Annotated in this window: 12 protein-coding genes; 7 read left to right on the plus strand and 5 right to left on the minus strand. The window is 60.8% G+C overall.

Annotation, left to right across the window (positions count from 1 at the left end; all coding sequences use genetic code 11):
- Window positions 1-72 precede the first annotated feature (72 nt).
- The 3 genes from betC (at window position 73) to BW43_RS21685 (ending at window position 4,246) form a co-directional block, all read left to right on the plus strand.
- Window positions 73-1,587, plus strand: coding sequence for a choline-sulfatase (betC, locus tag BW43_RS21695; RefSeq protein ID WP_032885122.1), 1,515 nt, complete (start codon window positions 73-75; stop codon window positions 1,585-1,587).
- A gap of 16 nt (window positions 1,588-1,603) precedes the next feature.
- Window positions 1,604-2,518, plus strand: coding sequence for a choline ABC transporter substrate-binding protein (gene choX, locus BW43_RS21690; RefSeq protein ID WP_032885123.1), 915 nt, complete (start codon window positions 1,604-1,606; stop codon window positions 2,516-2,518).
- Window positions 2,519-2,677: 159 nt separating this feature from the next.
- Window positions 2,678-4,246: a SulP family inorganic anion transporter gene (locus BW43_RS21685; RefSeq protein WP_032885124.1), complete on the plus strand. Its 1,569-nt coding sequence runs from the start codon at window positions 2,678-2,680 to the stop codon at window positions 4,244-4,246.
- Here the strand turns inward: BW43_RS21685 and aroE are convergent, their stop codons facing one another.
- On the minus strand, window positions 4,247-5,068 hold the full coding sequence (gene aroE / locus BW43_RS21680) for a shikimate dehydrogenase (RefSeq protein WP_032885125.1): 822 nt from the start codon (window positions 5,066-5,068) through the stop codon (window positions 4,247-4,249).
- The gene (gene hemF / locus BW43_RS21675) at window positions 5,068-6,000 is read right to left on the minus strand and encodes an oxygen-dependent coproporphyrinogen oxidase (RefSeq protein WP_032885127.1); all 933 of its coding nucleotides are present in this window, start codon (window positions 5,998-6,000) and stop codon (window positions 5,068-5,070) included. The genes aroE and hemF overlap by 1 nt, the downstream gene beginning before the upstream one ends.
- A 160-nt stretch (window positions 6,001-6,160) precedes the next feature.
- Here hemF and BW43_RS21670 point away from each other — a divergent pair, with 160 nt between their 5' ends.
- On the plus strand, window positions 6,161-7,138 hold the full coding sequence (locus BW43_RS21670; protein ID WP_032885128.1) for a quinone oxidoreductase: 978 nt from the start codon (window positions 6,161-6,163) through the stop codon (window positions 7,136-7,138).
- 80 nt (window positions 7,139-7,218) lie between these two features.
- Here the strand turns inward: BW43_RS21670 and BW43_RS21665 are convergent, their stop codons facing one another.
- The 3 genes from BW43_RS21665 to BW43_RS21655 form a co-directional block, all read right to left on the minus strand.
- Window positions 7,219-7,776: an L-threonylcarbamoyladenylate synthase gene (locus BW43_RS21665; RefSeq protein WP_032885130.1), complete on the minus strand. Its 558-nt coding sequence runs from the start codon at window positions 7,774-7,776 to the stop codon at window positions 7,219-7,221.
- 75 nt (window positions 7,777-7,851) lie between these two features.
- On the minus strand, window positions 7,852-8,955 hold the full coding sequence (gene dprA / locus BW43_RS21660; RefSeq protein WP_032885131.1) for a DNA-processing protein DprA: 1,104 nt from the start codon (window positions 8,953-8,955) through the stop codon (window positions 7,852-7,854).
- 63 nt (window positions 8,956-9,018) lie between these two features.
- Window positions 9,019-9,786 (minus strand): hypothetical protein, encoded by a 768-nt coding sequence (locus BW43_RS21655; RefSeq protein ID WP_032885133.1) that lies wholly within the window; start codon window positions 9,784-9,786, stop codon window positions 9,019-9,021.
- 135 nt (window positions 9,787-9,921) lie between these two features.
- Here BW43_RS21655 and def point away from each other — a divergent pair, with 135 nt between their 5' ends.
- From def to rsmB, 3 genes are all read left to right on the plus strand, one after another.
- On the plus strand, window positions 9,922-10,428 hold the full coding sequence (gene def / locus BW43_RS21650) for a peptide deformylase (protein ID WP_032885135.1): 507 nt from the start codon (window positions 9,922-9,924) through the stop codon (window positions 10,426-10,428).
- A 69-nt stretch (window positions 10,429-10,497) separates the two neighbouring features.
- Window positions 10,498-11,451, plus strand: coding sequence for a methionyl-tRNA formyltransferase (fmt, locus tag BW43_RS21645; RefSeq protein WP_032885137.1), 954 nt, complete (start codon window positions 10,498-10,500; stop codon window positions 11,449-11,451).
- Complete coding sequence (gene rsmB / locus BW43_RS21640) at window positions 11,448-12,758, plus strand: 16S rRNA (cytosine(967)-C(5))-methyltransferase RsmB (RefSeq protein WP_032885139.1); 1,311 nt, start codon at window positions 11,448-11,450, stop codon at window positions 12,756-12,758. The genes fmt and rsmB overlap by 4 nt, the downstream gene beginning before the upstream one ends.
- The last annotated feature ends 1 nt before the right edge of the window (window position 12,759 follow it).

A 12,759-nucleotide genomic window follows, 5' to 3' on the forward strand; every position in this document is an offset into this window, starting at 1 on the left:
TGGGCTTTACCCCATTTTCCATGGGCCGCATGCTCAATCGCATAAACACCGCCTATGGAATGCCGAGAACCCATGAAGCGCAAGAACATTCTTTTCATCATGGCCGATCAAATGGCCGCGCCGATGCTGCCGTTCTACGGTTCCTCCCCGATCAAGCTGCCCAATCTGAGCCGCCTCGCCGAGCAAGGCGTGGTGTTCGACGCCGCCTATTGCAACAGCCCGCTGTGCGCGCCGTCGCGCTTTACCTTGGTCAGCGGCCAATTGCCGAGCAAGATTGGCGCCTACGACAACGCGGCTGATTTCCCCGCCGATGTACCGACCTACGCTCACTACCTGCGTCGTCTCGGTTACCGCACTGCGCTGTCGGGCAAGATGCATTTCTGCGGCCCCGACCAACTGCACGGCTACGAGGAACGCCTGACCAGCGACATCTACCCCGCCGACTACGGCTGGGCAGTGAACTGGGACGAGCCGGACGTGCGCCCCAGCTGGTACCACAACATGTCCTCGGTGCTGCAAGCCGGTCCTTGCGTGCGCACCAATCAGCTGGATTTTGACGAAGAGGTGGTGTTCAAGGCCCAGCAGTACCTGTTCGACCATATTCGTGAGGACGGCGACCAGCCGTTCTGCCTGACCGTATCCATGACCCATCCCCACGACCCGTACACCATTCCCAAGCCGTTCTGGGATCTGTACGACGACAACGACATTCCTTTGCCTGCAACGCCCGCGCAAAGTGATCTCGACCCGCATTCCCAGCGCCTGCTCAAGGTCTATGACCTGTGGGACAAGCCGCTGCCTGTGGATAAGATCCGCGATGCGCGCCGGGCTTACTTTGGCGCCTGCAGTTACATCGACAGCAATGTCGGCAAGCTGCTGCAAACCCTGGAAGACACCGGCCTGGCCGACGACACGGTTATCGTGTTCTCCGGCGACCACGGCGACATGCTCGGCGAGCGCGGCCTCTGGTACAAAATGCACTGGTTTGAAATGGCAGCCCGCGTGCCGCTGCTGATCTGCGCTCCGGGGCAGTTTGCGGCGGGCCGCGTGCCCAACGCAGTGTCCACCGCCGACCTGCTGCCGACCCTGGTGGAACTGGCCGGCGGCCAACTCGACCCACAACTGCCACTCGATGGCCGCTCGCTGATCCCGCACTTGCAAGGGCAGGGCGGGCACGACGAAGTGTTCGGCGAATACATGGCCGAAGGCACCATCAGCCCGCTGATGATGATTCGCCGTGGCGCCTACAAATTCATCTACAGCGAAGACGACCCTTGTCTATTGTTCGATGTGCACAACGACCCGCACGAGCGGGAAGAGCTCAGCCAGTCACCGGAACACCGGCCACTGTTCGAGGCGTTTTTGAATGAAGCGCGGGCCAAATGGGACATCCCGGCGATCCACCAGCAGGTGCTCGCCAGCCAACGCCGTCGACGCCTGGTGTTTGAGGCGCTGACCCAAGGCAAGCTGAAGAGCTGGGATCACCAGCCCCTGGTCGACGCCAGTCAGCAATACATGCGCAACCATATCGACCTCGATGACCTGGAGCGCAAGGCACGTTATCCACAACCCTGCCAAAACCAATAAATACAGAGGGAAGGCCATGCAAAAGTTATCTGTGATAGTGGGCATGCTGGTGCTGGGCAGCGCCAATGTGTATGCAGACACCAGCTGTGAAACCGTAAAAATGGCCGATCCGGGCTGGAGCGATATCGCGGCCACCAATGCCATCACCGGTTTTCTGCTGACGGGCATGGGCTACAAACCCAAGGTCGACACCCTGGCGGTGCCGATTACCTTTGGCGGGCTCAAAGACGGCCAGGTGGATGTGTTCCTCGGCAACTGGATGCCCGCGCAGCAGGGTTTTTACGACAAGTTCGTGGCCAATGGCGATGTGGTGCAACTGGCGAAAAACCTCGACGGCACCGAGTTCACCCTCGCCGTGCCGGACTACGTGTGGGACGCGGGTGTGCATGACTTCGCCGACCTGAACAAATTTGCCGACAAGTTCGACAAGAAGATCTACGGCATCGGCTCCGGCGCGCCGGCGAATATCTCGTTGCAGGAGATCATCAAGAAGAATGACTTTGATCTGGGCCAATGGAAGCTGGTCGAGTCCAGCGAACAAGCGATGCTCGCGGAAGTGTCGCGGGCAGTGAAGAAACAGCGCTTCGTCACCTTCCTCGGTTGGACCCCGCATCCGATGAACGTGCAGTTGAAAATGCACTACCTCAAAGGTGGGGAAAAGTATTTTGGTGACACCGGCAGCGTTTATACCTTGACCCGCAAAGGTTATGCACAAGCCTGCCCGAACGTAGGAAAACTGCTGACCAACCTGAGTTTCACCCAGGAGATGGAGAACAGCATCATGGCCGAAGTGGCCAACAACAAGGTCAGCAACGCCGATGCGGCGAAGGCATGGATCAAGGCCAATCCGGCAGTATTGGATAAGTGGCTGGATGGGGTGAAAACCGTGGATGGCAAAGATGCGTTGCCGGCGGTAAAAGCCAAACTCTAGGGCCTTGCGCTATTCCAATGTGGGAGGGGGCTTGCTCCCGATAGCGGAGTGCCAGTCAGAGAGATTTAGACGGGTCCACCTATATCGGGAGCAAGCCCCCTCCCACAAGGACCAGTGTGTACTGATACCCTGAGTCAAACCTTTTCAGCCGAGTTATAAATGCCCCGGCCCAACCGCCATACACTCTTCCCCTTCCTCAGCTGGCTCCCGCGTCAAACCCGAGCCACTGTGGGCCGGGACGCGCTGGTCGGCCTCAGCGGCGCCGTGCTCGCGCTGCCCCAATCGATTGCCTACGCGCTGATCGCCGGTCTTCCACCGGAGTACGGTCTGTACGCCGCCATCATCCCGGTGCTGATCGCGTGCCTGTGGGGTTCATCCTGGCACCTGATCTGTGGCCCCACGGCGGCGATTTCCATCGTGCTCTATGCCAGCGTGAGCCCATTGGCCGTGCCGGGGTCGCAGGACTACATCACCTTGATCCTGTTGCTCACCTTTCTCGCCGGCGTATTCCAGTGGCTGCTGGGCATGCTGCGCTTTGGCGCACTGGTGAACTTTGTCTCCCATTCGGTGGTGTTGGGTTTCACCTTGGGCGCCGCCGTGGTGATTGCCCTGGGGCAGTTGCCGAACCTGTTGGGGCTGGATTTGCCGAGCCAGGCCACCGCAATCAATAGCCTGCTGGCGCTGATCCACCATGCTGGCGAGTGGGACCACGCGTCCCTTGTCCTGGGGATCGGGACGTTGCTGGTGGGTGCTTTGCTCAAATACCTCGTGCCTCGCTGGCCAACGCTACTGATCGCACTGACCCTGGGTAGCCTGGCAACGTGGCTATGGCCGGCGATGTTCGGGCATGTGGCGTTGGTCAGTTCGTTTATCGGCAAACTGCCGCCGTTCAGCCCGTTACCGTTGGACCTGGACATGATCCTGCGCCTGCTGCCCAGTGCCGTGGCGGTGGGCATGCTGGGACTGGTGACCAGCCTGTCGATTGCCCGCTCGCTGTCGGCTCGTTCCCAACAGTTGCTCGACGCGAATCAGGAAGTTCGCGCGCAGGGTTTATCCAATATCGTCGGCGGATTTTTCTCCGGCTATCTGTCGGCCGGTTCCTTTACCCGCTCAGGCCTCAGCTACGAGGCAGGTGCCTGCTCGCCTTTGGCCGGGGTGTTTTCCGCGTTATGGGTGGCGCTGTTTGCGTTATTTGGTGCGGCATTGATCGCGCATATTCCAATTCCGAGCATGGCGGCGAGCATCCTGCTGATTTGCTGGAGCTTGGTGGATCATCGTGCTATTCGCGCGCTGTTTCGCGTCAGCCGTGCAGAGTTTGTGGTGATGAGCCTGACCTGTGTCGCCACGTTATTACTGGAGCTGCAAACGGCGATCTATGCGGGGGTGCTGGCGTCGCTGTTTTTCTATCTCAAACGCACGTCGCAGCCACGGGTTCAACAATGGCGAGACGGTGACGAAGATATATTGCGAGTCGGCGGCTCGATCTTTTTTGGCGCCAGCCATTACCTGCAAGTGCGCCTGCAAAGTTTGCAGGGCAAGCGGGTGGTGATCGAGGCGCAGCAGATCAATTTTATCGACTATTCCGGGGTAGAGATGCTGCACCAGGAGGCCCGGAGATTGAAGGGGTTGGGGCGTAGCCTGACATTGCGCGAGGCACGGCCGCAGGTGGTTGAAGAGCTGAAGAAACTGGAAGGGGCCGATAACTGCCCCATCCAGTTTGAAGATTGATTACTGCGCCAACTGACGGCGCAGTTCAGCCAACACCGGCGCCGAATCCGGGCGCACACCGCGCCATAGAAAGAACGCTTCAGCGGCCTGTTCAACCAGCATGCCCAGGCCATCCATTGCCACAGCTGCACCTTGCTCAGCCGCCCAGCGGCAAAACGCGGTCGGCTCCTTGGCATACATCATGTCGTAGCAAAAGGTCTTGCCCGGTTCTATCAAGCTGCCGGCAATCGGCGGTAAATCGCCTGACAGGCTGGCAGACGTGGCATTGATGATTACGTCCACCGGCTCACGCAGCCAGTCGAAACCACTGGCCGACACCGGGCCCAAGTCGTCGAACAACTCGGCGAGCAATTCAGCCTTTTCCACAGTGCGATTGGCGATGATCAATGAAGCAGGACGCTCAGCCAGCAACGGTTCCAACGCCCCGCGTACCGCGCCACCGGCACCCAGCAACAGGATGCGTTTGCCTTGCAGGCTCAACCCGGCGTTTACCGTCAGGTCGCGCACCAGGCCCGCGCCGTCGGTGTTATCACCCAGCAGCGTGCCATCGGCCAACTTGCTCAGGGTGTTCACCGCACCGGCGCGTTGGGCGCGCTCGGTGAGGCTATTGGCCAGACGGTAAGCGTCTTCCTTGAACGGTACGGTGACGTTAGCGCCACGGCCTTGCTGGAAAAACTCACGGGCACAACCGGTGAAATCCTCCAAGGGCGCAAGCAAAGTGCTGTAGTCCAATTGTTCGCCGGTCTGCTCGGCGAACATGCGGTGAATCAGCGGCGACTTGCTGTGACCGATGGGGTTGCCGAAGACAACATAACGATCCATCAGACCGCCGCCTTAGGCGCGACAACGCCAAGCCAGTCGCGGTCTTGCAGGAAGTAATCAGTGAGCCGCGCCTCTTCGCTGCCGGCCTCGGCCTTCCAGTCATAGCTCCAGCGCACTTGCGGCGGCAGCGACATCAGGATCGATTCGGTACGCCCGCCCGATTGCAGACCAAACAGGGTGCCACGGTCGTAGACCAGGTTGAATTCAACATAGCGGCCGCGACGGAATTCCTGAAACTGGCGCTGCTGCTCGGTATAGGCCATGGCTTTGCGACGCTGCACGATCGGCAGGTAGGCATCGATATAGGCATCGCCGATGGCGCGGATGAAGGCGAAGCAGGTGTCGAAGTCCCACTCGTTCAAGTCATCGAAAAACAGGCCGCCGATACCACGGGGTTCGTTGCGATGCTTGATATGGAAGTAGGTGTCACACCAGGCCTTGTAGCGCGAGTACACGTCCGGGCCAAAAGGTGCGCAGGCCTGCTCGGCCACACGGTGCCAGTGGATGCAGTCTTCTTCGTTGCCGTAATACGGAGTGAGGTCAAAGCCACCACCGAACCACCACACCGGCTCTTCGCCTTCTTTTTCAGCGATGAAAAAACGCACGTTGGCATGGGACGTCGGCACATGAGGGTTGTGCGGGTGGATCACCAGCGACACGCCGAGGGCTTCAAAGCCACGACCGGCCAGCTCTGGGCGGTGTGCGCTGGCGGACGGTGGCAAACCGCTGCCGAATACGTGAGAAAAGTTAACGCCGCCTTTTTCGATCACCGAACCGTTTTCGATCACACGGGTGCGACCGCCACCGCCGGCAGGCCGGGTCCAGGCGTCTTCGATAAAGCGAGTGTCCGTCTCAAAGGTTTCCAGGGCGCTGCAAATGCGGTCTTGCAGGTCAAGCAGGTAGGCCTTTACAGCCTCGGTGCGGGTAGTCATGGCATCACCTTGAATCGGGCAAAGCTACGCGAGGCCATTGGGCGTCGGCGGCAAATGGGCGCACAGGATACCACTGCACCCTATGCCGTCGCAGTTGACGAAGATCAAGCTTAGGAGTCCGATAGGGGGCTACGCGAATTCGACCCAAGGAGAAGTGCAGATGGCCAAACGTATCCAGTTCAGCGCCCATGGCGGCCCCGATGTACTTGAATATGTGGACTACACGCCGGCGGAGCCGGGCCCGCAGCAGGTTCGTGTGCGTAACGAGGCCATTGGCCTGAACTTCATCGACACCTATTTCCGCAGCGGCCTATACGCACCACCGGCCTTGCCGTCCGGTCTGGGCGCAGAAGGCGCCGGCGTAGTTGACGCGGTTGGCAGCGAAGTCACCCAATTCAAGGTCGGCGACCGCGTGGCCTACGGCAGCGGCCCGCTCGGCGCGTACAGCGAACTGCACGTACTGCCCGCCGCTAACCTGGTGCACCTGCCGGACGACATCAGCTTCGAACAAGCCGCCGGTGCCATGCTCAAGGGCCTGACCGTGCAGTACCTGTTGCGCCAGACCTATGAACTGAAGGGCGGCGAGACCATCCTGTTCCACGCTGCGGCCGGTGGCGTGGGCTCCCTGGCCTGCCAATGGGCCAAGGCGCTCGGCGTGAAGTTGATCGGTACCGTGAGTTCGCCAGAGAAAGCCGCTTTGGCCAAATCCCTCGGTGCCTGGGAAACCATCGACTACAGCAAGGAAAACGTCGCACAGCGAGTGCTGGAATTGACCGACGGCAAAAAGGTCCCGGTGGTGTACGACGGTGTCGGCAAGGACACGTGGCTGACTTCCCTGGACAGCGTGGCGCCCCGTGGGTTGGTGGTGAGCTTTGGCAATGCCTCGGGCGCGGTGGATGGGGTGAACTTGGGGATACTCTCGGCCAAGGGCTCGCTGTACGTGACCCGACCGACCCTGGCGACCTACGCCAACAACCCGGCGAACTTGCAGGCGATGGCGGATGATCTGTTTTCGATGATCCAGAGCGGCAAGGTGCGCATTGATATCAACCAGCGGTATTCGCTGGCGGACGCGGCGAAGGCACAGACGGAGTTGTCGGGGCGGCGCACCACCGGGTCGACCATCCTGTTGCCGTAAGGCTTAAGAACGCTATCGCCGGCAATAGCACGCAATCCTCTGTAGAAGGTGCCTTGCCGGCGATCAGCCACACCTCAGTATTACGACGGTCGCACCACCTCACCGGTTGCCAGATTACGAATCAGGCTTGGATTCTTGCGACCGCCGAGGGCACCGCCCAGTACCAAGTCGACCTGACCACGGAAATACTGCTCCACGCGAATCCGCGAGCGCGCAGCCGGGCGGCCTTGAGGGTTGGCCGACGTGGAAATCAACGGCCCGACCAGCGAACACAAATCCCGCACAAGCGGATGGTCAGTAACCCGTAGCGCGACCGTGTCGTGCACACCGGTCACCCATGCCGGCAGCAAGTCCTGATGGGGCACCAGCCAAGTGTTCGGCCCTGGCCAGGTGCTGGCCATACGGTCGATCCAGTCTTGGGGGAAATCTTCGAAGAGAAAATCAAACTGACGAATGTTGTCGGCCACCAGGATCAGGCCCTTGTCCACCGAGCGATTCTTGATGGCGAGCAAACGGTCGACTGCTTCTTCATTCCACGGGTCGCAGCCCAAGCCCCATACCGCCTCGGTTGGATAGGCAATCACCGCGCCTGCGCGAATTTCTCGTGCGGTTTCCAACACACGCCACCTGTTGACCATTGCTCATTCTCCGGACTAAAGCTCTGGGCAGTTTACCGATCTTCTTTACAAAACCTAGTTCCAAAAAACCGGCAGCTATAAAAGCTGACCACGCGCCAGCCAGCGACCGCTTTCGCAAATCACCTGGCCTTCAAGCTCCAGCTCCGTGAGGGTCGCCAACACTTGGGACAAAGGCCGACCGCTGGCAATCGCCAGGGCTTCGCTGGTGTGGGGCGCCGCGTGCAGCAACGCCACCAGCGGATGGATCACCGGCATCGGCGCCGGGCGCGACAAGGCCTGCCAGCCCCGCAAGCCTTCGAGGATGTGCTCAATGGTTTCCACCAGCATTGCACCATCGCGGATCAACTGATGACAGCCTTTGGCCCCAGGGTGATGGATGGAGCCCGGGATGGCATACACCTCCCGGCCTTGCTCGGCAGCCAGCTTCGCGGTGATCAGCGAGCCACTGGCCACACTGGCTTCCACCACCAGCACGCCCAGCGACAGACCACTGATGATTCGATTGCGCCGCGGAAAGTTGCTCGCCTGAGGCCCAGCGTCCAGTGGGAACTCGGAAATCACTGCGCTGCCCTGGGCAATCATCGCCTCTGCGAGCCGTCGATGGCGCTGTGGATAAACATTTTCCAGGCCGGTGCCAAGCACGCCGATGGTGTGTCCACCCACATCCAATGCCGCCTGATGCGCCGCGCCATCGATACCCAGTGCGAGGCCACTGGTGATGACAAAACCGGCGCCGGCCAAACTACGGGAAAAAGCGGCAGCGGTGTCCATGCCAGGGCGCGACGCGCGCCGGCTGCCGACCATCGCCAGTTGAGGTTTTTCGAGGATTGAAGGGTTGCCAGCGACGAATAACAGCGGTGGCGCATCGTCGATCTGGGCTAGTAATGCCGGATACTCAGGCTGGTCCCACATCAGCAAATGCTGGGCCGGACGACTCAACCACGCCAATGCCTCACTGGCGCCATCTCGGATTTCGGGACTGCGGCGAGCGTCTGCGCTGATGGGTGGCAAGCCCAGTGCACGCCAGGCACTGGCAGGCGCGCTGATGGCCTTTGAAGCGCTGCCGAACGCTTCGATCAACAACCTAAAACGCTTCGGGCCTACTTCTGGCAGCCTGTGCAAGCGTAGTCGGGCCTCCAGTTCTGAAGGGGAAATTTCACTGCTGTTTATCGGAAACATCTGATCATCCTTGACCGGAAAAAGCTGTGGATAACTCTGTTGGTAACTTATTTAGCAGGCTATTTATTGCGTTTGCGCAGCAGTCTCGAAACGATCCATGACTGCCAACGGGCGTGAGGCGCTGAGAACCAGGCCATAACTGAGTTTTTCGTAGGTGCGGAACACCAGCAGAGTGCCGGCGCGCTCATCGGGTAGCTTCGTGGGAACACCGGTGAGCGGGTCGCGGACGGTGGCGCCGGTTTTAATGACGGTCAGCAGTTGACCCTCCATCAGACCGTCGCGCCGGCCTTTACTCAGGGTGACGGCGTCCAGCACGCCAATCTGGGTGACGCCCCTTGGGATATCGATGATTTTTCCTTCGATGAAAGGCGCTGACTTTACGGGCTCCATCGCCGTAGGCAATTGCGCGCGGAGCAGGCGGTCGCCAGGGCGTACCTCCTGAGTTACCCGTTGCACAGCGAGGGTAGTGAGGTCGCCCGCCATCACAAAGCGCGCGGTACCGATGTCATCGGCGTTGATACCCAGCAATTCCTCCGTTTGGGGGTCGGCGTAGACCTTGCCTCGGCGAAAGATCCCATAGCTTGGCTGGGCCGGATCCAGGTCGCCTCTGGCGTGCACACGTTCGCCATTGGCCCCCAGCACGCGCCCGCCGTCGGTCGCGACAATGTAAGGCGCATTGTCCAGATCCTGAGGCGTATCAAGAATACGGTTATGCAATAAAAACCGCTGAATGGCCTGTTGCGTCGGTTGATCCAGACGCGAGCCAGGTTGGGGAAGCAGGGCTGCGGCGAACGGGGCCCATAGCAGCAAGACGAGTAGCGATTTCCTCATGGGGTGAATCTCCTTTATTATGTGCGTTCGCGTGAAATGCCAGAGCCTTCGCGGCTTTCGAACCTTTCACACCGGCCGTATGGGTCCATCCCACCGCCGATTTGCCTTTACCTCACATGTGCAGCAATTACGCTTATGGCTATTTTGAACATCCTCGAATTCCCCGACTCGCGCCTGCGCACGATCGCCAAACCGGTGGCCGTAGTGGACGACAAGGTTCGTCAGTTGGTCGATGACATGTTTGAAACAATGTATGAAGCCCCGGGCATTGGCCTCGCCGCCACCCAGGTCAACGTGCATCAGCGCGTCGTGGTCATGGACCTGTCGGAAGACCGTAGCGAGCCGATGGTGTACATCAACCCTGAGTTCGAACCACTGACCGAAGAGATGGGCGAATATCAGGAAGGCTGCCTGTCGGTGCCGGAGTTCTACGAGAACGTCGAGCGCCCGCTGCGCGTGAAGATCAAAGCCTTGGACCGTGACGGTAAGCCGTTCGAGCTGATTGCCGAAGGCCTGCTGGCAGTGTGCATCCAGCACGAATGCGACCACCTCAACGGCAAACTATTTGTCGATTACCTGTCCACGCTCAAGCGCGACAGGATCAAGAAGAAGCTGGAAAAAAAGCATCGCCAGCAAGCTTGATGCCCTCCTTCCAAAGGCTTGCTGCGGCAAGCCTTTTTCTTTTGTGACTGTTTTTAACCGAGACTTCCCATGACCGAGCCATTGCGCATTGTTTTTGCCGGCACCCCTGAATTCGCCGCCGAACACCTCAAGGCGCTGCTTGCCAGCCCTCACGATGTCATTGCGGTGTATACCCAGCCGGATCGCCCGGCCGGTCGCGGGCAAAAACTGATGCCGAGCCCGGTCAAGCAGTTGGCGCTTGAGCACAACATTCCTGTACTGCAGCCGCCTACCCTGCGCAACGCCGAGGCCCAGGCCGAGCTGGCTGCGCTCAATCCTGACCTACTGGTGGTGGTGGCTTACGGCTTGATCCTGCCGCAAGTGGTGCTGGATATCCCGCGCCTGGGTTGCATCAACAGCCATGCGTCGCTGCTGCCACGCTGGCGCGGTGCGGCGCCGATCCAGCGCGCGGTGGAAGCCGGTGATGCGCAAAGCGGTGTGACCGTGATGCGCATGGAGGCAGGTTTGGACACCGGCCCGATGCTGCTCAAAGTGGTTACGCCGATCACCGCCGAAGACACTGGCGGCAGCCTGCACGACCGCCTGGCCGAAATGGGCCCAACTGCCGTCATCCATGCCATCGCCGGCCTCGCCGAAGGCACCTTGGAAGGCGAAGTGCAGGACGATAGCCTGGCCACCTACGCCCACAAATTGAACAAAGACGAAGCACGCATCGACTGGAGCCGCCCGGCGGTGGAGCTGGAACGGCTGGTGCGTGCCTTCAACCCGTGGCCGGTCTGCCACAGCACCCTCAACGGCGAAGCCTTGAAAGTGCTGGCTGCCCATTTGGCGGACGGCAAAGGCGCCCCCGGCGAGATAATCGGCGCCAGCAAGGAAGGCCTGTTGGTCGCCTGCGGTGAACAGGCGCTGTGCCTGACGCGCCTGCAATTACCCGGCGGCAAGGCGCTGAATTTCAGCGACTTGTTCAACAGCCGTCGTGAGAAATTTTCCCTGGGCACTGTACTTGGGGTGGCCGCGCAATGAACCCACGTCTGGCCGCCGCCAAGGCTCTCGCCGCCGTACTCAACGGCAAGGCTTCGCTGAACAGTTCACTGCCCACGCAGTTGGATAAAGTCGAAGACCGTGACCGCGGCTTCACCCAGGACCTGGCCTTTGGCACCGCCCGTTGGCAACCTCGTTTGTCGGCGCTGGCGGCCAAGCTGCTGCAAAAGCCATTCAAGGCGGCCGATGCTGACGTCGAGGCGCTGCTGCTGGTAGGGCTTTATCAGTTGCTCTACACCCGCGTGCCGGCCCACGCCGCCATCGGTGAAACCGTCGGATGCGCCGACAAGCTGAAAAAACCTTGGGCCAAGGCCCTGCTCAACGCTGTGCTGCGCCGTGCCCAACGCGAAAGCGAGGCGCTGCTGGCGGAGCTGGAACATGACCCGGTAGTGCGCACCGCCCACCCGCGCTGGCTGCAAAAATCCCTCAAGGCGTTCTGGCCCGAGCAGTGGGAAGCCATTTGCGCGGCGAACAATGCGCACCCGCCGATGATCCTGCGGGTCAACCGTCGCCATCACAGCCGTGACGCGTACCTGCAATTGCTGACGGCCGCAGGCATCAACGCGACGCCGTGCGTGTACAGCACCGACGGCATCGTGCTGGAGGCCGCCGCCGATGTACGCAGCCTGCCGGGCTTTGCCGAGGGTTGGATCAGTGTGCAGGACGAAGCCGCGCAACTGGCCGCCGACCTGCTCGATCTGGCACCGGGCCAGCGCGTGCTGGACGCTTGTTGTGCGCCAGGCGGTAAGACATGTCACATCCTGGAAGTCGAAAAAGGCTTGGCCGGTGTCGTCGCTGTTGACCTGGAAGCCAAGCGCCTCGTGCGTGTAAGGGAAAACCTCGCACGCCTGGGCCTGAGCGCCGAACTGATCGCCGCCGACGGCCGTGACACCGCCGCATGGTGGGACGGCAAACCGTTCCAGCGCATTCTGCTGGACGCGCCTTGCTCCGCGACCGGTGTGATCCGCCGCCACCCGGACATCAAGCTCACACGCCAACCCGACGACATCGCCGCCCTGGCCGCGCTGCAAGGTGAACTGTTGGACGCGATGTGGCCGACCCTCGAAGTCGGCGGCATCCTGCTCTACGCCACCTGCTCGACATTGCCCACCGAAAACACTGAGGTGATCGAAGCCTTCCTCGCTCGCACCAGCGGCGCCCGTGAGCTGGATCTCGCCACGACGGCCGGTATCAAGCAGCCTCACGGTCGCCAACTGCTCGCGCAAGAAGGCGGACACGATGGCTTCTACTACGCCAAACTGATCAAGATCGCCGCCGCGCGTGGCTGAA

It is taken from the genome of Pseudomonas sp. RIT357 (assembly GCF_000632245.1).
Taxonomy (GTDB): domain Bacteria; phylum Pseudomonadota; class Gammaproteobacteria; order Pseudomonadales; family Pseudomonadaceae; genus Aquipseudomonas; species Aquipseudomonas sivasensis.